This window comes from Streptomyces sp. NPDC014764 (assembly GCF_043082785.1).
Taxonomy (GTDB): domain Bacteria; phylum Actinomycetota; class Actinomycetes; order Streptomycetales; family Streptomycetaceae; genus Streptomyces; species Streptomyces althioticus.
Genome location: NZ_JBIBXY010000031.1, coordinates 12,644 through 37,459 on the forward strand (window position 1 = coordinate 12,644; position 24,816 = coordinate 37,459).

Below are 24,816 nucleotides of genomic sequence, written 5' to 3' on the forward strand. Positions count from 1 at the left end.
TTCGGGGCACCACGGAAAAGGAAAAAATCATGTCCAGCACCAACCTGCGTGACTTCTACCAGAGCTACGTCGACGCGCTCAACGCACGCGAGTTCGACCGCATGGAGGAATTCGTCCACGAATCGATCATCATGCACAGCGAGCCGAGTTCCCGTGCGGCGCTCATCGCCCAGCTGCACAGCATCGTCGACGCGGTGCCCGACTTCCACTGGGAGGTGCAGGAGCTCGCCATCAACGGCGACAGCATCGCCGTCCGTGCGATCAACACCGGTACACCCGCCAAGGAATGGCTCGGCGCGGCTCCCACCGGCAAGTCGATCGAGATCGTCGAGTACGCCATCTACCGGGTCCGTGACGGGAAGTTCCTGCACATGTCGGCCGTCCATGACGCCGAGACCATGCAGCAGCAACTCGCAGGCTGACCCGACCGGCCTGGCCACCCGCCAAGAGCCGGGGCAGAGCAAGCGGGGGCCCCGCCCGGAAGGGCGGGACACCCCCACTCTGCTCCGCCCCACACGGCCGGCTCCAGACCTGAACCGCTCCCAGCCGATACACCGTCCGCAAGGGCGAAGAAGGCAAACATCCGCAGCCACGGCGGGAAACCCCAGCGGCAGCGCACGCTATACGATGCCGTTGTCGAAGAGGCAACGGACCCGCGTCGATCATCTGCCGGTGGCAGTAGCCCTCAGCCGCCCGCCCCGGCCCGCCAGTCACCCCTGTACCAGAAGCGGCCAGTGACGTGAGTGCGTCGGGATCAGCTTGGTCAGGCACGCCGTGCCAGGGCAAAGCCGTGCCTGCGCGACCAAGTTACGGTGAGCCCGATCTGCGACAGCCGCACGTGGTTCGCCAATTGCGTAAAGCCGCGGCGCCTTCTGTGCGTCGTGCCGCATCGACGGCCCAGAACCAAGGAGGAACACCGGCATGACGGAACCACGCACCATCGTGATCACCGGCGCGAGCTCGGGCATCGGGCTGGCCGCCGCGGAACATCTCGCCGCCCGGGGCGACCGACTCGTCCTGGTGGGCCGCGACGAACACCGGCTGGCGGCCGCCGTCGACCGGGTCAGCGCCGCCGGAAGCGACGTCGAGCCGGCGTACTTCCAGGCCGACTTCGAGCGGCTGGCCGACGTCCGAGCGCTCGCGAACCACCTGCTGACCGCATACCCCAGAATTGACGTACTGGCGAACAACGCCGGCACGGCCACGAAAGTCTACCGACGCACAGCGGACGGCCACGAAGCCACCATCCAGGTCAACCACCTGGCCCCCTTCCTGCTCAGCAAACTGCTGCGCGAAAGGTTGCGCGGGGGCAGGATCGTGAACACCGCCGTGCGCCCCGCGCCCAATGTGCGGTTCGATCCCGAACGACTGAGTCACAACGGGCAGGGTTACAGCGCTTTCGCCGTCTACCAGAGCTCCAAGGCAGCCAACGTGCTCTTCGCGATGGAGGCCGCGCAACGCTGGCCCGACATTCTGAGCCTCAGCTTGCACCCCGGTGTGGCCAGGACCGACATCAACCGCGATACATCACTGCGCCTCTTCTTCCGTTACGCGCCGTTCCTGATCAGCCCGGAAAAGTCAGCCCGGCGCTTGGTACGACTCGCGGTGACACCGGCCGAGGAACTGACCAGCGGAGCCCTCTACGGCCCCCGTCATGCCATCCGTCCGAAACCGGATATTTTCAACGCGGACTACGCAGCACGTCTATGGGCGACCTCCGATGCCGCCCTCGCCGAACCGGCGACGTAGCGCTGTTCTTCGACGAGAGAACTGCTGGCCTTCGAAGTGTGGTGTCGGAGGGCTGACGGCCCGTGATCCCTGCGGTATGCCGAGTACATGAGGTATGCCAAGGGCGGAGGCCTTGCCGATGAACGCCGCGTCTTCCATTCCCGAGTTGCCCGGAAGGGCTGCGGCCCCTGCGCGACAAGCACGCCACCGGCGACGGTTGAGCGCCGGGAGCCGGCAGGCCGCGGGACTCAGCTCTGGACGCACCAGAGCTGAGTCGTTGACCGGAACGCATGACGGCCGTGCCCCGACCGGTGTGAGCCAGAGCGCGACCTCAGCAGCGCAGGTGCACCGCTTGTCTGTTGCCCTATACAGGCTGGGCCGTGGGCAGGATGGTCAGTTCACTGATGTTGACGTGCCTGGGAAGAGCGGCAATGAAGGCAACGGTCTCTGCGATGTCGGTGCTACGCAGGCACTCGATGTCGTGGAGCAGGCCGGCCATCAGGGCGCTGGCGTCGGGGTCGGTGACGTGGTCGGGTAGTTCGGTGTCGACCATGCCAGGCTCGATGGCGCTCACCCGCACGTTCTTCCGGCCCAGTTCGACTCGGATGAGACGGGTGAGGTGGCTGATGTACGCCTTGGTCCCCGAGTAGATCGAGAACTTCTCCAGAATGCGTGTCGCCGCGATGGAGGAGGTGTTGATCAGGTCGGCGGACTTTCCGCGCTCGGCGCTGGCAGTCAGGTGCGGGAGGAAGGCAGCGATCACGTTCATCACTCCCGTGACGTTGAGATCGATCTGCCTCTGCCAGTCCTCGACCTTGAGTTCGTCGGTGGCGGAGATCAACTGCACGCCCGCGTTGTTGAACACCAGGTCCGCCGGTCCCAGCGTGTCCGCCACCTGGTCGGCGGCTGTGCGGACGGCCGTCCGATCGGTGACATCGACGGACAGGGGTAGGGCCTTTCCGCCGGCCGCGGTGATGTCGGCGGCGAGGGAGTCGAGCTTTTCCTGGCGGCGCGCGATTACGGCGACAGAGGCTCCCAGTTCGGCGAGCCGGGGGGCGGTGGCCGCCCCCATGCCGCTGGAGGCTCCGGTGACCACGGCCACACGGCTGTCCAACGGCCGGCCGGTGAGTAGGTACGTCATGGTGAGAGACATTTCCTGTGTTCGGAATGGGTTCGGGGTGGTCAGGCGGCGTCGTCGCAGGCCGTGGCGGCGGACTTGTCCTGCCAGGCTGCGAGGTCCTCCTGAAGGCTGCGGATCTTGACCAGCTGGCGTTCGATCGCATCGCGCCCCAGGGCCAGGTGTCCAGGCAGCTTGTCCTGGCAGGTCACCTCGTAGATCAGGGCGGCGCCCTTGACCGGGTCGCCGAGCTGGGTGTGGTTGGCGGTGTCGATCCAGTCCAGGGTGGCGTGGGCCGGCGTGCCGTCGTAGGCGGGGATACGCTCGGCCGCGGTCGACAAGGAGCTGGCGTCGAGGAAGTCGGTGCGGAAGACCCCGGGCTCCACGACCATGCTCTGAATCCCGAACGGCTCCAACTCCACCGCGAGCGCCTCACTGATACCGGCCACCGCGAACTTCGACGCGCTGTACATGCTCACCCCCGGCTCCCCCTCGAAGCCGGAACGTGAACCGATGTGCACGATCTTTCCGGCTCCGGCCGCCCTCATCACGGGCAGGACCGCGCGGGTGACGTTGATCAGCCCGAAGACGTTGAGGTCGAACAGGGACCGCGCCTCGGCGTCGGTAATCTCCTCCAGCGCGCCGAGCAGACCGCGCCCCGCGTTGTTGACGAGGACGTTGATCGTGCCGAAGTGCTCCACAGCCGTCTCGACTGCGGCGGTGATGTCCTCACTGCGAGTGACGTCGAGGGCGACACCGAGAACGCGGTCGTGCCGGTACAGCTCCTTCGGCAGCTTCTGCGGGTCACGGGCGCCGACCACGACGTTGTCGCCGCCGTTCAGTGCCGCCCGCGCGATCTCCAGTCCCAGCCCGCGGGAGCCGCCGGTGATGAACCACGTCGCCATGGGATGCCTCCATCTGTTCGCTTCGCCCGACACCCCTTGCGGTGCGGGCTCCGGCATCCACTGAAACAGCTCTGAGCAGGAGAAATAGGCTTCAAAAGGGTCCGCCTGGTCGGGGGACAAAGTGGGCCACCCTCCCGCCGCCGAAACCTCGGTGAACGCGCGACCCTGGGTATATGGACCGTGAGCACTCCACCAGCGCATCCATGGCGGAATTCCTCCGCTCCGCCCGCACCCGCCTCACTCCGCGGGAAGCCGGGCTCGACGACCCAGGTCAGGGCCGACGCCGGGTGCCGGGCCTTCGACGGGAGGAACTCGCCCACCTGGCCGGGGTGAGCGTGGACTACTACACCCGCCTCGAACAAGGTCGCAGCCGCAGCGCCTCCACAGAGGTTCTCGACGCGCTCGCCACCGCCCTGCACCTGGACGACGCTGAGCGCAGCCACCTGCACACCCTCGCCCGGCCACGGCCCCGGCAGGCCCGTCGGCGCCCCCGCCCCCAGCGTGTCCACCCCGCCACCTGGGACTTGCTGGAGATCCTCCAGCAGGCCGGCCGCCCCGGTTTCATCCTCGGACGGCGCCTCGACGTGCTGGCCCATAACCCACTCGCCGGACGTCTGATCACCGACTTCCGCGCCCTCCCCGCGGCCGAGCGGAACCAGGCCCGCTTCGTCTTCCTCGACCCGCACGCACGCGAGCTGTACCGGGACTGGCCCCGCGTCGCCGCCGACACCGCCGCCATGCTCCGCCTCGACGCGGGCCGCCACCCCGACGACCCGGCCCTCAGTGCCCTGGTCGGTGACCTGTCCATACACAGCGAGGAATTCCGCCGCTTCTGGTCCGACAACAAAGTCCATCAACGCACGACCGGCACCAAGGACTACCACCACCCGCTCGTCGGCGACCTCACCGTCACCTACCAGGCCCTCACCCCCGCAGACGACCCCGACCAGATCCTCTTCGTCTACGGCACCGAACCCGGCAGCCCGTCCGAGACCTCGATGCGCCTGCTGGCCCAATGGAGCAGGACGGCAGCCGATACCGGCAGCCTCACAACGCAAACGCCAGGAGCGCACGACTGACGCGAGCCCGCTGCGGTCGTCACCAAGTACGGGACGCACCCGCCGCACAGCAGCCTCTCCCCCACGCCCCGGGTGCTTCGCACTCCGGGACAGTAAACGATCAACGGCTGGTGGTGCCCGGGGCAAGCAGGCCGATCAGCTCGAGATCACCTCCGAGGAGGGTGTGAAGTAACGGCGCACGTTCTGGGGCTTCTTGTGCCGGGACTTCGCCATCAGCATCAGCAGAGAGGCGCCCTGCTCCTCGAGGCGGGTCGGGGCGCAATGGCGATACTGGTGCAGCTCCCAGCCGGCCCCCCGGCCACGAGGTGTGCTCGTCGAGCAGGGTCCGACCGTAGGAAAGGCGGGCAAGGCCGGTGTCCGGGCACACGTCGCGTGCGCTGAGGGCCATCCCCGGGCCGGGCCCGGTGGGTGACAAACACGGGCCCGCGGGTGCGGTCGCGCCCAGCCGGGACAGCAGGCGGGCGGTGCCGACATCCCATTAGACGAACCCGGCACGAAAGTCCTTGCGCGCCTGACCACGGCGGCGGGCCTGGCTCCGGGCGTCAGGTCCTCGATCTTCACGTCGGAGGTCTCCTCCCACCGCCATGCGGTCTTGTAGAGCATCCGCCACGGAGCTTTCCCGCGCAGGTGGACCTCGCGGCGGGCAATGGATCGGTCCCCGGCCCACTTGGAGCGGGCCGGGAGTTCGGAAGTCCGGTACCGACACCCGCTTCGTCCGGACCAGGACCGCCGGCTTGTCCTAGCCGTACTCCGCGCACCAGTTCAGCCAGGAGAGCACCGCCCCGGCGGGCGTCCGAGGTGTTGCCAGTCCCGGCGTCCCACAGGAGTTTCAAAGCCTCACCGATAGGCGCCGTCACGAAGTTGACGTCGTTGCGCGTGGACGCGAGCCACAGGGTCGACCGGGTGCACCCGGACGCACTGGGCAGGGGCGGTCTGCCGGTGCGGAGTGCACCCGAGCGCCGGGGTTTCCTGCCGCAGGCGGGCCCCACCACGTTCCGCAGCCCGCCGCCCAAGGCCGGCGTGCTCTTCGGCGGCGACATGTGCAGATCACGACCCGACGGATGCGTGTCAGTTGGCTTCACCCCTGTCTGCCGGCACACGCCGTCGACGGAGGCCAGTCGACCACGACTGAGTGCGGTCGGTCTGCGCGTGGAGAGCGGGCGCTTGACAACCTCGTATGCGAGTGGTTAATTACTTACATAGTTACGGCGAGCAGGAGCGTCAGAGATACGAGCATCTGCCAAAGCTCCAGTCAGCCTGGCCGTATGTAACCTGGACGAGGTCGAATCAAGCGGGTTGATCACTCAAGAGGGCATCCTTAGCCTTTCATGAGGACCAACTATGCGATCGACCGCTTTAAAGATGGGGCAAGACGTGACTGAGACGGTTTCCACCTCGCAGAACACCGACGACATCCGGGCCGGTGCGCAGCAGGCGTTCAAGAACCACCTGGAGTACCTGTCGTCGGGGCGGATCCCGGAGTGGGTGGATCTGTTCACCGAGGACGGGGTGCTGGAGTTCCCCTACGCACCCGAGGGCTATCCGACCAAGACGGTGGGCAAGGAGGGGCTGTTCGAGTACATGAAGAACTTCCCCCAGCACTTCAGGGTGGAGTTCATCGACCTGCACTTCCATGAGACGGTTGATCCGTCGTTGGTGATCGCGGAGTTCAAGAGCCGGGGTACCGCGCTGGCCACGGGCCGGCCCTACAATCAGACGTACATCTCGGTGGTGGAGACGAAGGGCGGCAAGATCAGCCGTTACGTCGACTTCTGGAACCCGCTGGTGGGCATGCAGGCCCTCGGCGACGATCCGGCTGACATGGTCGCCGCCTTCAGCAACGACTGAGGTCGCACGTCACTCTCCGGCAGTGGGCAGGGTCGCCCACCTCGACCCGGCCGTGGCGACCCACCCACCCGGAGGTGATCGGGGCGACTTGACGCTCCGAGCGTGGAAAGTGTTTGGATACTCATATGGAGACAAGGACGCGGCAGCGTTCCACTGCGGAGGAGCGCCGTGCCACGGTCATGCGTACGGCGATCAAGACGTTCGCAGAGCGTGGATACTACGGGACCTCGACGATGGACGTGGCCAAGGCTGCCGGCATCTCGCAGGGTTACCTGTACCGGCTGTTCAAGGGCAAGGAGACGCTGTTCGCGGCCCTGGTGGACCACTGCTCCGCCCGCCTGTTGGAAGACGCCGCCGCGGCGGCCGCATCTGTGCAGAGCGCCCGCCCGGAAGAGGTCCTCAAGGCGCTGACCGCCTCCTACAACGAGACTATCGCCGACCGGGACGTGCTCATGATCCTCATGCACGCCCAGTGCGCCGCAAGCGAGCCGGTCATCGGTGAAGCCGTGCGCACCTGCTACGCCAAGCAGGTCGAGTATGTCCGCGCCGTCTCCGGTGCCTCCAACGAACAGCTCCGCCGTTACTTCGCCGACGGCCTGCTCAGCAACGTCATGATGGCGATCGACGCCACGACTCTCGACACCCCCTGGGCGCGCGCACTGCGCGCCTAGCCGAAGCATTCCGCCGGGCCGCCCCGTGCGGCCCTCTTTTTCGCCCTAACAAGTAAGCGGTCAACCGCTTACGTACTGCCTGAGAGGCTTACCCCCTCATGCCAACCCATTCCAAGCTCCGCTCGACCGGGCTTCTGCTCGCCTTGCTCGCCTTCGCCCAATTCATCAGCGCCATCGACTACAACATCGTCTACGTCGCGCTCCCGGAGATCGGCCGCGAGGTAGGCTTCGACGCGCAGAACCTGCAGTGGGTCGTCAGCGGCTACGCCGTCGCCTTCGGCGGCTTCCTGCTCCTGGGCGGCCGAGCCGCCGACCTTCTCGGCCACCGTCGTATGTTCACCACCGCCCTGGTCCTTTATGGCCTGTCTTCCCTGGCCGGCGGACTGGCCACCGACCCCGGGCTGCTGGTGGCCGCACGCGCGGTCCAGGGCTTGGGCGGCGCGCTCCTGCTGCCGGCCACGCTCTCCCTGATCGGCACCACCTTCCCCGAGGGCGCCGAGCGCAACCGGGCGCTCGCAATCTGGGGCGGGGCCGGAGCCGTCGGTCTGGCGCTCGGTTCCCTGCTGGGCGGCGTGCTGACCAACTACCTCGGCTGGGAGTCCGTCTTCTATGTCAATGTCCCCCTCGCCCTGGGCGCCGCTGCCGCGGCTTTCTCGATCATCACCAAGGACGGGCCGCGTGAGCGGGGCCGCAGCTTCGACTTGACCGGTGCGCTGACCGCCACGGTCGGCTTCTCCGCCCTCGTCTTCGGCGTCGTGCAGGGTCCCGAGGCCGGCTGGGGTTCCGTCGAGGCCCTCATTCCCCTCCTCGGCGGCGCACTGTTCATCGGACTGTTCCTGATCGTCGAGTCCCGTTCCGCTCACCCGCTGATGCCGCTGCGCCTGTTCCGCAACCGCAGTCTGGTCGCCGCGATGGGCGTCACCTTCGTCTTCATGGGCACCTTCGGCGCCCAGTACTACTTCTTCACCGTCTACCTGCAGAACGTGCGCGGCTATGGCGCCCTGGCCACCGGTCTGGCGTTCCTGCCCTCGGCTCTGGTGGGGCTGGTCGGCAGCAAGCTGAGCGAGAAGCTGCTCGGCAAGGTCGGCCCCCGTACGACAATCGTCACCGGTCTGCTCGTGGGCGCCGCGGGCATGGCCGTCCTGGCGCTGGGCATGTCGCCGAACGGCGGCTATCCCGCCTTGATGCCCGGCGTGATCCTGCTCAGCCTCGGCCAGGGCATCGCCTGGGCTGCGATGTTCGCCGCGGCCACCAGCGGCGTCGACGCCCGCCACCAGGGCATCGCCTCCGCCATGGCCTCCACCACGCAGCAGATCGGCGCCGCCGTCGGTCTGGCGATCCTGGTCGCCATCGCCAACAGCGGCGTCGAGGTCACCACCGGCCCAGACCTCGTCCCCGGCCTGCGCACCGCAGGGTTCACCGCCGCCGCCCTCACCCTCCTCGGAGTGGCGATCGCCCTTACCCTGCGTCGGCCCGGCACCACCCCTCCGGCCCCCACCGCGACGCAGACCACGCATAGGCCGGAAGCAAGCATCTCCGCTTGAACCCCCTGAGCGCAGAGCACACAGACCCTCTCGCCGGGGCGGCCAACCCGCCCGGCGAGAGGGTCATCTTGCGTCGTGCACCCTTGACGCTCCCCACTCCCACCCGCAGGAGCAGGATGGTGAAGGCGCCTTCGACCCGTGCGACCACCGACGAGCTGACCAGGGCCCCTTCTCGGTACTGGACCGCTCCCGCACCCGCACGGGCAAAGGAGCGGGGCGCAGGCGCTGAGGGCCACCATCCGCCTCGCCCAGCGGGAAACGGCCTGAGGATCGTCGTCCCGGACACGGACACGAGGATAGGACTCGATGGCGTGCTTCACCTGGGAAGTGCCTCCGAAGGTGGCAGTTTCGAGGCGGACGGGGCGACAAGCCGCGCGAGCCGTGTCCGTGCAGCCCTCGGACTGTTGAGCCTCGCACGACACCCATTCCCAAGCCGAGGCTCTCCTGACCGTCATCTGCAATTTCAGCCGAACCTCCGTCGGCTCAGGTGTCGTTGAGATTGGATCCGCCGGTCCCGCTCGTATGCGCGCCGCTTTCACCGCTTGTTCCGCTCTCGAGGATGGAGACGATCGAGAACAGCGAGAAGCAGATGCCTCCCAGACCGACCAGGACGCGGGCCGCGACGACCACGGTGGGATCGGCGGACTCGAAGAGGAACGCCGAGAGGATCAGACAGAGGAGCGCAGTGCCGACAGGAATCAGCGGAACGCGGTTGGCCAGGAGAGCCTCGCGCCGCCAGACGAGTGCGAGCAGCAGCACCTTGCTGAGGATGCTCCAGCAGATCAGTCCCAGTCCGATCATGACGTATGCCGCAGGCAGTTGCGAGGGCCGGGTGTGCACAGAGAGGACGATCAGCGCCCAGATGATGCCCACCGCGCCTGCGACGGCCGCCGACACCGGCCATAGAACACGATCCCGGTGGGTGTAGGTGTTCTGGATCTGTCGCAGAATGCTGGCCACGAGCCCGATCAGACACGTGCAGACGAGTGCCAGCCCCACCAGCACGTGCCCGGCGGTGAAACGCCCCGCAGCCAGCCCTCCGCCTCCGCCCGCCAGCAGAGTGAAGGCCCACGCCCAGGTGATCAGGGAGGCCAGGACCGGGAGCGTCAGCAGAGTACGGGTGGCGAGCGGACCGAAGGGAGCCGGTGACAGGGGCGGAGATTCGTCGGGCAGTGCAGAGTTCCTGGTGATCTGCACGAACCGGGTGGAGGCCGTGGCGACGCACGAGACACAGACACAGATCATGCCGATTCCGAAGACTACGTGACCGGCGATGAAATCGGGGGGTGGCCGAGGCGTCTCGGTCAGAAGAGAAAGCCCGTAGCCTATAGCGACACCGCTGATCGCGAATCCGAATACCGGATACACGATCCGATCCGTGGGCGTGTAGCGGTGAATGAGCTGCCTGATGATCGTGGCCGCGGTGCTGAACAGGCACAGGCAGATCGCTGACAGGAAGATCAGCACCAGCCCAGCGACGCGCGCGCTGGCTCCGGACGCATGAGCAAGGACGTAGCCGCCCAGTGCGGCGGACACCGCGCCCATGAGGACGGGGATGGCGCGGAACAGGATGCTGATTCCGTAGTTCATGGCGAGGGCTCCTCAGGACGACATCTGAGGCCATCGTGATGCGGAGGTCGTCGTGCTGCCAGCGGGGAACACAGACGGGGATCGCTGTCGAGCCGCAGCCCGGGAACGTGCGTGCAGCGTGCCCCGCGGGCCCCTGTCGTTCGAGAATTCCGGCAGCTCATGCGTCTCGGCTCCGGATAGATGGATCACGCGTCGGCCCCCGCCTCGCCCCCCAAGCCGTGACCTGGCTGCTGGAGCGATACGGCTCCCCGTCCGCCCTACGCAAGGCCGGCCGCCGCAGACTCGTGGAGCTGATCCGCCCGCAAGCCCCCGCATGGCCCAGCGGCTGATTCGACGACATCTTCGACGCACTCGACGAACAGGCCGTCGTCGTCCCCGGCACCGGCACCCTCGGCGTCCCCTCTCTGGCCGCGTCCTGGCCGCCGTCCACACGCAGCGCCGGGTGACGGAAGCCCAGATCAACGCCCTGCTGCAGGCTCACCCTCTTTTCCCGGTCCTGACGTCGATGCCTGGCGTCGGCGTCAGGACCGCCGCCGTCCTGCTGGTCACCGTCGGCGACGGCACCGGCTTTCCCGCCTCCGCCCACCTCGCCTCCCTACGCGGGACTCGCCCCGGCAACGAAATCGTCCGGGACCTCGATCCACGGTGAGCACGCACCCCGAGGCGGCAACCGGCAGCTCGACGGGCGCTGTTCCTGTCCGCCTTCGCGTGCATGAACGCCGACCCGGTCTCCCGCACCTACTACGACTGCCGGCGAGCCCACGGCAAGACCCGCACCCAAGCCCTCCTCCGACTCGCCCGTCAACGCATCAGCGTCCTGTTCGCCATGTTCCGCGACGGCACCTTCCGCGAATCCCGGACACCGAAAGACGCCGACGTCGCTGCCTAACCTCAACAACCCCGAGCCCCACCCCGAACCCGACAGGGGTGCCTTGACGGAAGACATAGAGGCACCCCCACCGAAAAGTCCCACAATCAGGCACTGGCCGCAGCGCGAGCGCTCGTCGAACGCGGCGTCGCGAGGCTGGAGTCCTGACGCATATTCCGCAGGTCCCGATGCAGCCTCAACCGCATGACGTCAATCGCCAAGGCCATCCTCACGCTGGAGCGGCAACGCTGAAGAAGTTCACTGCCGGGTATCGAGGATGAGCGCCCCGCGCGACGGCGCGGGCACAGTACGTGCAGACCCGTCACCGACGGCACCTCATCGACGGCGGCGGCTGCCTCATGCCTCGCTCGTTGCCCTGTACGGCCACCATCCGATCGGCGGGGGTAACTCGATGAAGTCCAGATCCGTTCGGGTCGAACGGACGACCACGCGGCCACGCTCCGTGAACTACCAAGTACCTTCTTTATAGTGCGTCCATGTCCCCGAAGGTGGCTCTGAACGCCCTTACCCATCCGGACCATCATCCCGGTGGCCAGGGCCCCGTCCTGGTAGCGGTCGCTGTTGGCGGGGCAGTCGGCGCCGCGGCCCGTTACGGCGCGGAGTTGCTGTGGCCCACGGGTCCGACGGACTTCCCCTGGACACTCCTCGGTATCAACACGGTGGCCTGCTTCCTGATGGGTGTCCTCATGGTCACCCTCAAGCTGCGCTTCCCTGCCGCCCCCCGGATGGTGAGCCCGCTGCTCGGCACCGGGATGCTGGGCGGCTTCTCCTCGTTCTCGCACTACATCGACGACGTACGTCAGCTGTTCGACGCCGCCCGGCCCGGTTACGCGGTGGCGAATCTACTGCTGACCGTCGTGGCGGCATTACTCGGAGTTACGATGGGGGCGCTCTTGGCTCACGCAGTCCTCGGTAGCGGAACACGAGGAGGGCGGTGATCGACTGGCTGCTCGTGCTCGCGGGCGCCGCCGTCGGGGCCCTCGTGCGCTATCTGATCGGGGTCGACGCCAAATACCGGTTCAGCACTGGTTTCCCCTGGGGGACGCTGGCGGCCAACGCCGCCTCCTGCCTTGTGCTGGGTTTCGTCGCGCAGAGTGCCACGGACGGTGGCCTCGGGCACCAGCAGTATCTGTTGCTGGCCACCGGCTTCTGCGGTGCGCTGTCGGCTTGGTCTACCTTCTCCTACGAACTCCTGACGATGACCTCGGCCCGCAGGACGGCGGTCGCCGGCGGATACCTGCTGACCACACTCTCGGTAGGGCTCGTGGGGGCCTTTGCCGGGGCCACGGTCGCGAACACGCTCTTCTGACAGGCCGGGTCCGGAGGGCGTCCACGGCCGCGGCGGTGTCCCTCGTCGGGTCGCAGGGCCGGTGCCCCGGAGGGCGGCGAGTCGGAATCGGGGGCCGTCGTACGGCGGAGCCCTCCGTGCGTACAGCGAGATGCCGTTCGCGCGTATACGTGGGTCAGAAAGCGGCGCGAAACGCGCCACGGCTTCGGGCGGCAGTCGCCGCGTACTGCATTTGGACGAAACATGACAGCCGAACGGCTCAGATTTTCGTGGCTACTGACGGCTAAAAGGGGAACTCGTGGCTGCTGACGGGTAAAAAGGGATGATGCACGTGACATGAGAGGCTTGCCGTGATGAACAAAGAAACTGTGGCGGTAAACCCCCTGTTCGCCCGTCCAGGGGAAAAGGCGAAGGCCGAGAAGTTCCGCATCCCGGACGATCCCATGCTTCCGGAGACGGCGTATCAGATCGTGCACGACGAGATCATGCTCGACGGAAACTCCCGTTTGAACCAGGCAACTTTCGTGGGAACCTGGATGGATTCGCATGCTTCGAAGCTGTACACCGAGGCATTCGACAAGAACATGATCGACAAGGATGAGTATCCCCAGACGGCGGAGATTGAGGACCGCTGCTGGAAGATGCTCGCCGATCTGTGGCACGCGCCGGATCCAACCGGCACGATCGGCACTTCCACCATCGGATCGTCCGAGGCGTGCATGCTCGCGGGCTTGACCTTCAAGCGTCGCTGGCAGCACGCCCGCCGCGCGGCGGGCAAGCCGGCCGACAAGCCGAACCTGGTGATGTCCTCCGCAGTGCAGGTGGTCTGGGAGAAGTTCTGCAACTACTGGGACGTAGAGGCGCGGTATGTGCCCATCAGCGAGGAGCACAAGACTCTCGACGGGCACGACCTGGCGTCCTACGTGGATGAGAACACCATCGGCGTGGTGGCAATCCTCGGGGTGACCTACACCGGCATGTACGAACCGGTCGCCAAGGTCTCCGACGCGCTGGACGCGATCCAGCGCGACACCGGACTGGACATCCCCATCCACGTCGACGGCGCGTCTGGGGCGATGGTCGCGCCGTTCCTGCAGCCCGATCTGGTGTGGGACTTCCGGCTGGAGCGCGTCCACTCGATCAACACGTCCGGCCACAAGTACGGGCTTGTCTTCCCGGGCCTGGGGTGGGTGGTGTGGCGCAGCGCCGACCTGCTCCCCGAAGACCTCATCTTCCGCGTCAGTTACCTGGGCGGCGACATGCCGACCTTCGCGCTGAACTTCTCCCGCCCGGGAGCGCAGGTGCTGTTGCAGTACTACCAGTTCCTGCGCCAGGGCCGGACCGGATACCGGGCCGTGCAGAAGGCCAGTCAGGACGTCGCACGGTTCCTCGCCGACGAGATCGCCGGCATGGACGCCTTCGAGCTGTGGAACGATGGCTCGGACATCCCGGTGTTCGCCTGGCGGCAGAAGGCCGGCCACACCGAGAACTGGTCGCTGTACGACCTGTCGGACCGGCTCCGCATGAAGGGCTGGCAGGTTCCCGCCTATCCGATGCCGGACAACCTGAACGATCTGACCGTGCAGCGCATCGTGGTACGCAACGGGCTGAGCATGGACTTGGCGAGCTCGCTGCTGAACGACATCCGCACCTCAGTGCGGTTCCTCGACGACCTCGACGGGCCGATGCCCTCCGAAGGTCACAACTCCGGGTTCCACCACTGATGGCCTCCTCCTCGCAACCGGCGGTGCCGGAACCGGATGCGGCCGCGAAGTCCCGTACGGGCCGCACGTACCTGAGCGTTTTCAACCTGGCCATCCTCACCGTCGTGGTGGTCGCCAGCCTGCGCAGCCTGCCGACGATGGCCACCTACGGGCTGGGCAGCATCACGCTGTACATCATCCCGGCCCTGCTCTTCCTGGTCCCTGTGTCCCTGGTGGCAGCCGAACTGGCGACCGGCTGGAACGGCGGCGTGTTCGTCTGGGTCCGTGAAGCCATGGGCGTGCGCTGGGGATTCACCGCGATCTGGCTGCAGTGGATCCAGAATGTCGTGTGGTTCCCTGTCCAGCTCGCTTTCATCGCGGCCAGCTTCACCTTCGTCTTCGTCGACGAGAAGCTCTCCGGGTCCGGCCTGTACACCGCGATCGTCATCGTCGTTCTGTACTGGGTGTCCACCGCCCTGACGCTGCGTGGGGGCAACCTCTTCGCGAAGGTCGGGTCGTGGGGTGGCCTCATCGGCACCATCGCACCGGGTGCCATCCTCATCGTGCTAGGAGCCTGCTGGCTCGGCACCGGCCAGGAAAGCCAGGTCCCCCTCAAGTGGGGCGACGTGGTGCCGCCGTTCACGGGCTTCGCGAGCCTGGTGCTGATCGTCAGCAACTTCCTGGCCTATGCGGGTATGGAGGTCAACGCCGTCCACGCCAACAGCATGCGCAATCCCGGCAAGGGCTACCCGAAAGCGGTCTTCATCGCTCTCTTCGGCATCCTGGGTGTGTTCATGCTGCCCACGATCGCCGTCGCGGTCGCGGTTCCCAAGGGCGAGCTCGGCTTGACCACCGGCATCAACCTGGCCTTCAAGGTCTTCTTCGAACACTGGGGCATCTCCTGGGCCACTGCGGTGGTCTCCGCCGCCATCTCCCTTGGCGCCCTCGCCTCCGTGGTCACCTGGATCGCCGGCCCCAGCAAGGGTGTACTTGCAGCAGCGGAGACAGGGCTCATGCCCCTGTGGCTGCAGAAGCGCAACAAGGCCGGAGTCCAGCAGGGCATTCTCATGGTCCAGGGGCTGATCGTCACGGCTCTGGCAGCCCTGTTCATCGCCATTCCGAACGTGTCGACGGCGTTCTTCACACTCGTCGACATGGCCGCAGCCCTCTACCTCATCATGTACATGCTGATGTTCGTCTCGGCGCTGAGACTGCGCCGAACCCGCCCGGACGTCACACGCGCGTACAGGGTGCCGGCGATCAAGTGGGTCGCGGGTATCGGGTTCGCGGCCTCGGCAGCCGCATTCGTGCTCGGGTTCGTCCCCCCGTCGGGGCTGTCCGGAATTCCCCCGCATCTCTACCCCATTCTGATGGTCGTCGTGATCATCTTGCTCGGGATTCCGCCGCTGCTCTTCTACCGCTTCCGAAAACCCAGCTGGAACCGTGGACAGCGCGCGGACAACCACACTCCCACTGCGACGGAGGGCTGACATGCGCGGAAATGCGACCGGTGCGGCCGCGTCACTCATCGCCCTCACCCTCGCCATCCTCACGGCGTGCTCCAGCACGAGTTCCAGCGCCGAGAACGACAAAGCGGCCCGGTTCACAGCGAAGGTGAACGAGGCCGGCGTCGGTCCTGCGATGACACCGCGCATCGCCAAATCGCTCTACGGCAACGACGGAGGCGCCATCTGCGCTGCACTCAAGGACAATCCGGCCGGCCTGCTTCTGGGATGGGGGCGCGTCACCCTCACCGCGACACCGGAAGAGCACGCCGACGACCTGGTCGCCTACGACCGCTTGGTCGTCCAGGTCTACTGCCCGGAGCATCTCGACACCTTCGAGGATCTCACCAGCCGCATCAACCGATGAACCACCGCCGCACGGCCCGCACGGCCCGCCACCCCGCCCCGGGGCCCGGTGCCACGACGCTTCGGCCCTGGCCAAGAAATGGACGAACGCCGTCAATGGCGTTGCGGACCACGCCACGGCCGACACCGAACAAGTCGGCGGGGTCTACTGCCCCCACAGACCGCGCCGCGAGAGAACCGCTGCCAGAATTCGGTCCAAGTCGGTGATCTTCCAGGGAAGAGACCGCCCCGAGCTCCGGAGCATCGGTCAGGGCACGGCAGTCCGGTCGACCAGTGAGCTTTCCATCTCCCCCAATGCGGAGCGGACCGAACTGCGTCGGCCGGGAAAGCGGCGGGCAGGCATCCGTCGGGGCGATGTCGCCGAAAAGTACGGCTGCCATGCGGCGGGATGGACCACAGGGCGATGGCCCATCCCGCCAAGCCAAGCCCTGTCAGCGCCGGGTCAGCTCCGCGAGCATCAGGGTCGGGTTGTTTCCGGCCAGGTTGGCACCGTTGGTCACAAACGCCCGATGGCCTCGTACAGCCACGGCCGTGGTTCCCTGCATGCCGTCCTTGGCGTCCAGCAGGGTCTCATGAGCACCGTCGGCGCCTACGCGCACGAGCTTGCTGGCCTGGTTCAACGCGGCGAGGATCTCGGAGCCCCTGCCGGTGAAGTCGAAGTCGTCGATGCCCTCCAGCTGCGTGGCCCGGACCTCGGCGCGGCCGGAACTGCCGTTCCTGGCCACCGGGATACGGACGATGGTGCCATGGTCGGAATTGCTGGCCCACACGGCGCCGTCGTGGATCTTCATGCCGTTGGCGCCGAAGAAAGCACTGGGCGCCAGTGCCGGGGCTGCCGACCACACGGTGGCCGCTCCGCCGCTCAACGGCGCCTGCCAGATCCGCCCGCCGGCGGAGTCGGTAACCATGAAACGGTCCCTTTTGCCGTCGATGACCAGCGCGTTGGGGAAGGTGTCGGCAGGCAGCGGTACGACGAGCCGGGGCTCACCGGAGCGCTGGACCTGCCAGATCCCGGTCAGGCCGCCCTGCCCGGCGCAGTAGAGAAAGTACACCGCGCCACTGTCCGACCGGGCGACCCCGGTGACAGCGGCTGTGCCGACGACCGGTGTGGTGGTGCCGCCGCCCGGGGGCAGCGGCATGGTGGCGAGCACCCGGACGGCTCCGTCCTGCGCGACCCGCACCACCTGGCGTGACTGAATCATGCCGATGACCACGCTGCCGCCTGGCTCCGGTGCGATGCTCTCGGCGACCTGGCCCGCAACCCGGTCGAAGTGGGCGAGGACGCGTACGTTGTCCAGGCGGGTGCCGACAGTGGGGCCGGGTGATGTCGGCGTGGTGGCCGGGGCCCTGGTAGGGGCCGAGGTCGCGGACGCCGCCGGGGTCATGGCGACCGCGGCGAGCGTGGCGGCAAGGCTGAGCGTGGCGGCGCGCCGCCGCAGCCCGGTCGATCGGTGAGGGGACATGGTCTTCCTTGTCGTTGCGCGGATCGGTCCTGGACGGGGTGGAAGTTGCTGGCTGGGCGCAGCCGGAACTGCGAGCTGCGAAACCTTGGCAGTGACGACGGGAACGGCCCGGCACGTCCACGCGCTCCTGTTGAGCCGCGGCGGGCGCGGAAATCTGTTCAACGGCCAGTTCGAGGGAGCGTCTGCGGCCCTACGGTCGGCGCTGTTACCCTCATCACCACAGAATGTATCGCTTAGTACAGAAACTGCGCGGACACTGTATCAGCGAGTACAGAACTTCTGTACCATGAAGTACAGATAGGGAAGAAGTCTGATGGGACACACACCGGCCACCGCACGGGGTCGCGCGACCCGGGAGCGCATTCTCGACGCTGCGGCAGACCTCATTCAGCGGCGGGGCGTCGCGGCGGTGACGCTGGACGATGTCGAACGCGCCGCGGGGGTCGGCCGCAGCCAGCTTTACCACTACTTCGACGACCGGGACGACCTCATCCAGTCCGTGATCCATTCCACCGTGGACACGGTGCTGGCCGCGCAGGAACCGCTGCTCCTGGACGTCGATTCACTGGCCGGCATCGACCGCTGGTTCGACGCGATCGTCGCCAACGGGACGCGGCAGGACGCGGTGGGCGGCTGCGCGATCGGCTCGTTGGCCAGCCAGCTCAGCGGCCGGGACGACCTCACCCGGCAGGCGTTCGTGGACGCCTTCGCGCGCTGGGAGGCCCCCCTCATCACAGGGCTGCACCGGATGCAGGAATCCGGCGAGCTGCGCCCGGACGCGGACGTGACGGAGCTGGCCGACCTCACCATGGCGGCGATCCAGGGCGGCCTCCTTCTGGCCCAGGTCCGCCGTGCACCGGACCAGCTCCGGCTCGCCCTGCGCGGTGCACGCGCGGCCCTGGAGGACGAGCTCGCCCCTCCGCACTGAACACGGTTTACCCACCCCTGCGTCACTCCGCGCGGGCGGCCGCCCACCCGCAGCACCGGCCCGCGCCGGCACACCACCAACATCTCCAGCCACTTGACGATCTGCAGGAGCTTCAGCTCGGGCTATCAAGCCTGCGCAGCGTCGATGGCATCCGCTTGTCGGGCCGGCGAGGCAGCGGGGTCTGTCAAAACGAGCAGGTCTGTTCCGTAGTCGGTGGTGATGGTGAGTGCTCGCCTGTGATCATCAAGCGTGCGTGCTGCGCGGTCTGCAAGAGCACACTGAAATCCCTTGACCACTTTGTGTGGCGGAGGGTGACCAGTTGGTGGATGGCGCTGCATCGCTGGAGGTGGAAGGACGTCCGCCGACGCTTCACCGACCGCAACGGCCGGTGGCACAGGCTCTCGGCGGACGGGATCGAACTGTTCCCCATGGTCTCGGTCGCGGTCACCCGCTACCGATACCGAGGCAACACAATCCCCACCCCCTGGACTCTCAACCACGCTTGAACGGCCGAGACCGTGGAGAGCCCGGTGCGTTGAGAGGCGCACGCCGGGTTCGGCGAGCGGCACGGAGAAACGGACCGGTGGCAACACCGCCACCGCGCTCCGTGCCGACTCAACAGAAGGAACGGTCCGCGGCGATCCGGTCGATCGGAAGCAGGGTGCCGTCCAGCAGCACGAACGCCTTTGTCGACGCTGTCCGGACCGCCTCCGCGAGAGTCGGGGCGAGAGCGGCCAGGAGCTCGACGGCCTCGGCGACGTACCGGTGGGCGGTGGTGGTTCCGATGCCGAAACCGGCCGCGAGCTGGGCATACGGGTGTCCGCTGCGCAGGTGGGCGAGAGCGAGCAGGGTCTGCCGGCCCGGTCTCAGGCGCCGCCATCGGGCACCGAGTTCCCGGCGGCGCCGGCGGAGTCTGGCGGACAGGAGGCGCAGAGCAGAACTGACACGTCGACGCCCGACGGGTAGACAAGCGCAGGAAGCCTCTGGAGACGGATTTCTTGGTCGAAAACCCATCCGTCAGGGGCTTCACCTGCCTGTCAGCCCAACTGACGTGCTCAGTCGCCAGGTTGGAAAGAGCTCACTGGTCGCCCTTCTCGCATATGCGGAAGAGGTCGGCCACGAGCCGGCGGGCGTACGCGGACTCGAGCCCGGCCGGGCGGAAGAGGATGCGATACATCATGGGGGCGACGACGCGGTCCATGGCCGTCTCGACGTCGGGAAGGTTCTCCTCGCGGTCGGTGGCTCGGGCGAGAATGACGTGGATCTGTTCGGCCGCGTAGGCCGAGCACTGACCGGCGTTGCTGCCGTCCGGGTCACCGAGCAGGGCGTCGCGGATATAGGCGCGTCCCGAGGCGGACGTCATTTCGTCCAGGAACTGTTCGGCCCATGCTGTCAGGTCGGATCGCAGGTCGCCGTGGTTCTCCGGCTCAGTGTCGGGCCGCAGCCGCTCCACAGCGACGTCCGACAGCAGTTCCTGAAGGCTGCCCCAGCGTCGGTAGATCGTCGACGGGGTGACTCCGGCGCGCTGGGCGACCAGTGGAACGGTCAATGCCTCGCGGCCTCTTTCCTCCATGAGTTCCCGGACAGCAGTGTGCACCGACGCCTGGACGCGTGCGCTGCGCCCGCCGGGACGGATCGTTGGCCTGCTACTCATTTCACCAGCTTAAAGCACAGTTCTTGCGTTAGTGGACCCCGAGACCCGGCTCTCATGCCGTCGTGGTCGTGTAGGTCGGGCCGGAAGTTTCCGGCCCGGCCCACACCGCTCTCAGGCGAGGGGTGCGAGCGATCGGGCGGACTGCATCCGCTCGTATGCGTGGCCCACCTGCAGCAGCGTCCGCTCGGCGAAGGGCCGCCCGAGCAACTGCATGGCAATGGGCATGCCTGCCGTGTCTCGGCCGACCGGGACGGAGAGTGCAGGCACTCCTGTGATGTTGGCCGGGGAGGAGAGGCGCACGTAGGCGTCGGAGACGCTCTCGACCGTGCCGTCGGGCCAGGTGACGGTCTCTTGGCCCGACGGGACCGCGGCCATCGGGACCGCAGGGGCGACGATCACGTCGGCTCCCTCCAGGATGCGGGCCCATTCGTCGCGCATCAACGTCCGGGCGCGCTGCGCCCGCAGGTAGTCGCCCGCGCCCATCAGTTCGCCGGCCTCCAAGAGGATCCGGACATCCGCTTGGTACAGCTCGGGGACTGTACGCAGGGTGCTTTCGTGGTACGCGGTGGCTTCCGGAACCATCAGGCCCCACTGGGTGGCCTGGATGTAGCGGGTCATCGGTATCTCGATCTCCACGAGCCGGGCGCCGAGCGCCTCCAGTTGCCCGATGGCGCGGCGGACGGCGGCCGCGACGTCCGCGTCGACGTGCTCGAAGTAGTAGTTGCGAGGCACGCCGACGCGCACTCCCGTCAGGTCCGGATCAGGGCGCGGCCGGTAGTCGATGCGGGGGTCGGCCACCGAGGCGGGGTCGCGGGCGTCGTGCCCGGCGATGGCGGTCAGGACCAGGGCTGCGTCGTCGACGGTGCGGGTGATCGGGCCGACGTGGTCGAGCGACCAGGACAGCGACGTGACGCCGTGACGGGGCACGAGTCCATGCGTCGGCTTGAGTCCGACCACGCCGTTCAGGGTGGCGGGCACCCGGATTGATCCGCCGGTGTCGGTGCCGAGGGCGAATGTCGCCGCACCGCAGGCCACGGCGACGGCGGAACCGCCGCTGGAGCCACCGGCGACCCTGCCGCGATCCCAGGCGTTGTTGGTCTGCGGGGTGGTCAGCCCGTAGGCGAACTCGTGGGTGTGCGTCTTGCCGATCAGAATCGCGCCGGCCGTCCGCAGCCTCGCGGCGACCGTGCTGTCGGAGGCTGCGCGGTGACCGGCCCGGGTCCTGGAGCTTGCTGTGGTGGGCATGCCGACGACATCGATCATGTCCTTGAGTCCTACCGGAATCCCGTGCAGAGGGCCTCGGTAGGAACCCTGGGCGGCTTCGCGCTCGGCCTCACGGGCGGTCCGGCGAGCCTGATCAATGGAAACCGCGACGTAGGCCGAAACGTGCGGCTCCACCTGCTCGATGCGGTTGAGGACCGAGTCGACCAGCTCAACGGGGGACAGCCGCCGCTCCCGGATCTCCTGCGCGGCGGCGGCGAGGGACAACTCATACGGCTGCATCGTGCTTCTCCTTTCCCGCACCGAAGGCACCGGCGGGCGGGATGTCTCCGAAGTTCAGCTCGCGCAGGACTGCGACGACGGACTGGATGTGGTTGGCGGTGGCCGCAACCACGGAGTGGCGGTCGTCGGGTAGCGGAAGCCCGGCGCGGGCCGCCCAGCGGGCGGCTTCGGGCGGGGTGAGGTCGGCGAAGGACATGGATTCTCCCCTGGTCGGGCCTGGAGCGACGAGCGCACCACACCAAAAGCTAACGATTTGCTTTAGCTCGACTGTAGGCCCTATCGTCCCTTAAGGCAAACAAGTTGCTTTAAGGGAGGGGTTCCATGTCCGACGTCGCGTCCGGCTCACCCGCGCACTGCCCTGTCGGGGGCAGCCGCGCCCACAGGAAGAACCGTGCCGTCTCCTTCGGTCTGGACGCGTCCGTACTCGTGGCCTTCCTGGCGGCATCCAGTGCCCCGACACCGCTGTACCCCATCTATCAGGATCAGTGGGGCCTTTCAGCGCTGGCCGTCACGGTGGTCTTCAGCGCGTACTCCCTGGCGCTGCTGTCAGCCCTTCTCACCACCGCAGCGCTCTCCGACCGCCTGGGACGGCGTCCCGTCCTGGCAGGCGCCCTGGGCGCGCAGGCCGTCGCCATGGTTCTCCTCGCCTCAGCGGACGGCACATGTTCCCTCACAGCGGCCCGCCTCCTGCAGGGAGTGGCCACCGGCGTAGCCACCAGCACCGCGGGCGCGGCTCTCCTCGACCTGGAAAACCCGCGGCATCCCGGTCGGTCCGCCCTGACCAACACCATCGCCCCGGTCGCCGGCATGGCTGCGGGCGTTCTCGTCTCCACCCTCCTCGTCCACTTTGCCCCGGCCCCCACAGTCACCGTCTACGCACTGATGGCAGCGCTGTTCGCCGCCCAGGCAATAGCCATCACCTTCACCACGGAGACAGTCAGCCGCCGGGCAGACATGCGCCGATCGTTGCGCCCGCGGCTCGGTGTGCCGCCCGCAGTGCGCCGCACCCTGCTGACCACCGGCACCGCCATCGTCGCCGTCTGGGCACTGGGCGGCTTTTACTCCTCCCTCGGACCGGCCCTCGTGCGCCTGGTGGCCCCCAACGCCCCGCAGGCTGCCCTCGGCATGGTCTTCTTCGCCCTCAGCGCCGCAGCCGCATTCACCATGTGGGTTCTGCGCCGCACCGATCCCCTCATCACCATGATCGGCGGATGCCTCTCCGTTCTGCCCGCCGCGGTGCTGACCCTGAGCGGTCTGCACGGCGTCGGACTGCCGGCTGTCTACGGCGGCGCTGCCCTGGCCGGAGTGGCCTTCGGCGCCGTCTCCCAAGGGGTACTTCGCATGCTCCTCGCCTCGCTCGACGAGCAGTACCGCGCCACGACGCTGGCCGCCTACTACGTTCTGAGCTACCTCTCCATGAGCCTGCCCGCCATCGCCGCGGGGGCCGCCACCCAGTACTACGGGCTCAGGACCACCTCGCACACCTACGCCGTCATCGCCGCACTCTTCGCTGCGGCGGCTCTCACAGCGCTCGCCGTGTCACGAACCCGAACAAGGCCCTACAGCAGTCCGCGCCACCAACCACTCCGCTGAAGAGCAAAGGAAGCGACAGATCATGCAGACTCCCTCGGACACCCCCATCCCCTCCTGGGCCGTGGGCGACATCACCGTCCACCGCATCGACGAAACACTGCTGCCACCCGCGACCGGCCCCTGGCTGTTGCCCGACGCCACTCCTCAGGTAGTAGCCGGCCAGGACTGGCTGCGCCCTCACTTCGCCGGCGATGACGGCATCCTCCACATCGACAGTCACAGTTTCGCGTTCGCCGTGGACGGGCTGCGCGTACTCGTCGACACCGGCATCGGCAACGGCAAGGAACGGGCCAACCCGGCCTGGCACAACCTCCGCACCGACTTCCCCGAGCGCCTGACCGCCGCAGGCTTCCCGCCGGACTCCGTCGACCTGGTGGTCCTCACCCACCTGCACGCCGACCACGTCGGCTGGAACACCTGGCTGGCGGACGGCGAGTGGGTCCCCACGTTCCCCGGGGCGCGCTACCTCACCACACGCGCCGAGAGGGAGTTCTGGGCCGCCTACGACATGGACGAGGCACGCCGCCAGATGTTCCGCGACTCGGTGATCCCGGTCGAGCAGGCCGGTCTGCTCGACCTGGTCGACGTCCCGGCCGAGAGCGCGCACATCACCCCGAGCCTGCGCCTGGTCCCCACCCCCGGCCACACCCCCGGCCATGTCGCGGTCGAACTGAGCAGTCAGGGTGAAACGGCGCTGATCACCGGTGACTGCATCCACCACCCGGTCCAACTCGCCCACCCTGCCATCGGCGCCTGCGTGGACATCGACCCCCAGCGGTCCGAGACCACCCGAGGTGAATTGCTCGCTTCCCTCGCCGGTACGGACACCCTCCTTCTCGGCACCCACTTCGCCCCACCCACAGCCGGCCGTGTCGTCGCGCACAGGGACGCCTACCAGCTGCGTCCTGCCCCGCCGACCTGACCTGCACGCCGACCAGGCCGCCCAGGCCCGACAGGCTCGGCGGCGCCGCAGTCCGACACCCTCGCCAGCGCCGCCGACGGGCTGGGTACGGTGTCGGCGGCGCTGGCCGGGTTATCAGCAAGACTTGCGTGAAGTCGCAGACGACGGCCGCCGAGTATCTCAAGGCGTACTTCGATCAGCCGCTGGACTTCTCCTCGTACCCGGCTGTGGAGCGGCTTCTGACTGACGCGATTCTTCCGGAGGAGCAGCGGGCCGAGGTGGTGGCAGCGCTGGTGCAGACGATCGACGCCGGACCGGGTAGGCCCGCGCCGCAGACACGCGTGCCCTGCTGGAACGATTGCAGGACTTGCTGCCCGGGCGGCAGTGAGCGACCGGGCCGCCGGGGCTTGCACCGGCCCCCGCTGTCCTGTGACAGCGAACATTAACCTCGCGCTTTCATGAAGCGGGCTGTCCGGCAGGCGGTCAGAAAAGCAGGAAGTGCCTCTGACCAGCAAGAATGAGGATTGTCGAGGTCCTTGTT

The 24,816-nt window shown here is 67.6% G+C and carries 22 protein-coding genes and 3 pseudogenes; 17 read left to right on the forward strand and 8 right to left on the reverse strand.

The features are described from left to right. Positions 1 to 29: 29 nt before the first annotated feature. Positions 30 to 422 (forward strand): ester cyclase, encoded by a 393-nt coding sequence (locus ACF1AG_RS33935; RefSeq protein ID WP_387799040.1) that lies wholly within the window; start codon positions 30 to 32, stop codon positions 420 to 422. A gap of 499 nt (positions 423 to 921) precedes the next feature. Further along, a complete protein-coding gene (locus ACF1AG_RS33940) occupies positions 922 to 1,749 on the forward strand; it encodes an SDR family NAD(P)-dependent oxidoreductase (protein WP_387799043.1) in 828 nt (275 codons plus the stop codon). Between the two features lie 343 nt (positions 1,750 to 2,092). Here the strand turns inward: ACF1AG_RS33940 and ACF1AG_RS33945 are convergent, their stop codons facing one another. Together ACF1AG_RS33945 and ACF1AG_RS33950 are read right to left on the reverse strand one after the other, a co-directional pair. Further along, positions 2,093 to 2,869: an SDR family oxidoreductase gene (locus ACF1AG_RS33945; protein ID WP_391810978.1), complete on the reverse strand. Its 777-nt coding sequence runs from the start codon at positions 2,867 to 2,869 to the stop codon at positions 2,093 to 2,095. Between the two features lie 41 nt (positions 2,870 to 2,910). Beyond that, the gene (locus ACF1AG_RS33950; protein ID WP_230230052.1) at positions 2,911 to 3,750 is read right to left on the reverse strand and encodes an SDR family NAD(P)-dependent oxidoreductase; all 840 of its coding nucleotides are present in this window, start codon (positions 3,748 to 3,750) and stop codon (positions 2,911 to 2,913) included. Positions 3,751 to 3,923: 173 nt separating this feature from the next. Here ACF1AG_RS33950 and ACF1AG_RS33955 point away from each other — a divergent pair, with 173 nt between their 5' ends. From ACF1AG_RS33955 to ACF1AG_RS33970, 4 genes are all read left to right on the forward strand, one after another. Then, positions 3,924 to 4,829, forward strand: coding sequence for a helix-turn-helix transcriptional regulator (locus ACF1AG_RS33955; RefSeq protein WP_391810975.1), 906 nt, complete (start codon positions 3,924 to 3,926; stop codon positions 4,827 to 4,829). A gap of 1,374 nt (positions 4,830 to 6,203) precedes the next feature. Continuing rightward, on the forward strand, positions 6,204 to 6,677 hold the full coding sequence (locus tag ACF1AG_RS33960) for a nuclear transport factor 2 family protein (RefSeq protein ID WP_058917771.1): 474 nt from the start codon (positions 6,204 to 6,206) through the stop codon (positions 6,675 to 6,677). Positions 6,678 to 6,802: 125 nt separating this feature from the next. Further along, entirely contained in the window at positions 6,803 to 7,348 is a 546-nt protein-coding gene (locus tag ACF1AG_RS33965; RefSeq protein ID WP_058915281.1) for a TetR/AcrR family transcriptional regulator, read from the forward strand. 98 nt (positions 7,349 to 7,446) lie between these two features. Beyond that, complete coding sequence (locus ACF1AG_RS33970; RefSeq protein WP_387799053.1) at positions 7,447 to 8,892, forward strand: MFS transporter; 1,446 nt, start codon at positions 7,447 to 7,449, stop codon at positions 8,890 to 8,892. A 483-nt stretch (positions 8,893 to 9,375) separates the two neighbouring features. On the opposite strand, the gene ACF1AG_RS33975 is transcribed toward ACF1AG_RS33970, so the two are convergent. After that, a complete protein-coding gene (locus tag ACF1AG_RS33975; RefSeq protein ID WP_387799056.1) occupies positions 9,376 to 10,482 on the reverse strand; it encodes a DUF2776 family protein in 1,107 nt (368 codons plus the stop codon). A 191-nt stretch (positions 10,483 to 10,673) separates the two neighbouring features. Between ACF1AG_RS33975 and ACF1AG_RS33980 the strand changes: the two are divergent. From ACF1AG_RS33980 to ACF1AG_RS34010, 7 genes and pseudogenes are all read left to right on the forward strand, one after another. Next, positions 10,674 to 11,371 (forward strand): annotated as a pseudogene (locus tag ACF1AG_RS33980) (transposase); the annotation flags it as partial. A 63-nt stretch (positions 11,372 to 11,434) separates the two neighbouring features. Beyond that, positions 11,435 to 11,602: pseudogene (locus tag ACF1AG_RS33985) on the forward strand (IS5/IS1182 family transposase); the annotation flags it as partial. Positions 11,603 to 11,847: 245 nt separating this feature from the next. Further along, a complete protein-coding gene (locus tag ACF1AG_RS33990) occupies positions 11,848 to 12,309 on the forward strand; it encodes a fluoride efflux transporter FluC (RefSeq protein WP_387799059.1) in 462 nt (153 codons plus the stop codon). Beyond that, a complete protein-coding gene (locus tag ACF1AG_RS33995; protein WP_387799060.1) occupies positions 12,306 to 12,680 on the forward strand; it encodes a fluoride efflux transporter FluC in 375 nt (124 codons plus the stop codon). The genes ACF1AG_RS33990 and ACF1AG_RS33995 overlap by 4 nt, the downstream gene beginning before the upstream one ends. Positions 12,681 to 13,012: 332 nt before the next feature. Further along, positions 13,013 to 14,383: a glutamate decarboxylase gene (locus ACF1AG_RS34000; protein WP_058915286.1), complete on the forward strand. Its 1,371-nt coding sequence runs from the start codon at positions 13,013 to 13,015 to the stop codon at positions 14,381 to 14,383. Next, a complete protein-coding gene (locus ACF1AG_RS34005; RefSeq protein ID WP_261674436.1) occupies positions 14,383 to 15,852 on the forward strand; it encodes an amino acid permease in 1,470 nt (489 codons plus the stop codon). The genes ACF1AG_RS34000 and ACF1AG_RS34005 overlap by 1 nt, the downstream gene beginning before the upstream one ends. A gap of 1 nt (position 15,853) precedes the next feature. Beyond that, entirely contained in the window at positions 15,854 to 16,234 is a 381-nt protein-coding gene (locus ACF1AG_RS34010) for a hypothetical protein (protein ID WP_387799063.1), read from the forward strand. A 430-nt stretch (positions 16,235 to 16,664) separates the two neighbouring features. On the opposite strand, the gene ACF1AG_RS34015 is transcribed toward ACF1AG_RS34010, so the two are convergent. Further along, a complete protein-coding gene (locus tag ACF1AG_RS34015; RefSeq protein ID WP_387799064.1) occupies positions 16,665 to 17,696 on the reverse strand; it encodes a hypothetical protein in 1,032 nt (343 codons plus the stop codon). Positions 17,697 to 18,009: 313 nt separating this feature from the next. Between ACF1AG_RS34015 and ACF1AG_RS34020 the strand changes: the two genes are divergently transcribed. Next, a complete protein-coding gene (locus ACF1AG_RS34020) occupies positions 18,010 to 18,624 on the forward strand; it encodes a TetR/AcrR family transcriptional regulator (protein ID WP_387799066.1) in 615 nt (204 codons plus the stop codon). 621 nt (positions 18,625 to 19,245) lie between these two features. On the opposite strand, the pseudogene ACF1AG_RS34025 reads toward ACF1AG_RS34020, so the two are convergent. The 4 genes and pseudogenes from ACF1AG_RS34025 to ACF1AG_RS34040 form a co-directional block, all read right to left on the reverse strand. Beyond that, positions 19,246 to 19,619 (reverse strand): annotated as a pseudogene (locus ACF1AG_RS34025) (transposase family protein); the annotation flags it as partial. A gap of 83 nt (positions 19,620 to 19,702) precedes the next feature. After that, positions 19,703 to 20,278, reverse strand: a complete 576-nt coding sequence (locus tag ACF1AG_RS34030) for a TetR/AcrR family transcriptional regulator (RefSeq protein WP_387799068.1) — start codon at positions 20,276 to 20,278, stop codon at positions 19,703 to 19,705. A gap of 111 nt (positions 20,279 to 20,389) precedes the next feature. After that, entirely contained in the window at positions 20,390 to 21,781 is a 1,392-nt protein-coding gene (locus ACF1AG_RS34035) for an amidase (RefSeq protein WP_387799069.1), read from the reverse strand. Continuing rightward, positions 21,768 to 21,977, reverse strand: a complete 210-nt coding sequence (locus ACF1AG_RS34040) for a hypothetical protein (RefSeq protein ID WP_387799072.1) — start codon at positions 21,975 to 21,977, stop codon at positions 21,768 to 21,770. Before ACF1AG_RS34040 ends, ACF1AG_RS34035 begins: the two co-directional genes overlap by 14 nt. 125 nt (positions 21,978 to 22,102) lie before the next feature. Here ACF1AG_RS34040 and ACF1AG_RS34045 point away from each other — a divergent pair, with 125 nt between their 5' ends. The 3 genes from ACF1AG_RS34045 (at position 22,103) to ACF1AG_RS34055 (ending at position 24,721) form a co-directional block, all read left to right on the forward strand. Beyond that, positions 22,103 to 23,374 (forward strand): MFS transporter, encoded by a 1,272-nt coding sequence (locus ACF1AG_RS34045; protein ID WP_387799075.1) that lies wholly within the window; start codon positions 22,103 to 22,105, stop codon positions 23,372 to 23,374. Between the two features lie 22 nt (positions 23,375 to 23,396). Continuing rightward, the gene (locus ACF1AG_RS34050; protein WP_387799078.1) at positions 23,397 to 24,296 is read left to right on the forward strand and encodes an MBL fold metallo-hydrolase; all 900 of its coding nucleotides are present in this window, start codon (positions 23,397 to 23,399) and stop codon (positions 24,294 to 24,296) included. 128 nt (positions 24,297 to 24,424) lie between these two features. Beyond that, positions 24,425 to 24,721 carry a hypothetical protein gene (locus ACF1AG_RS34055; RefSeq protein WP_391810976.1) on the forward strand — a complete coding sequence of 99 codons (297 nt, stop codon included), beginning with the start codon at positions 24,425 to 24,427 and terminating at the stop codon, positions 24,719 to 24,721. Positions 24,722 to 24,816: the final 95 nt, after the last annotated feature.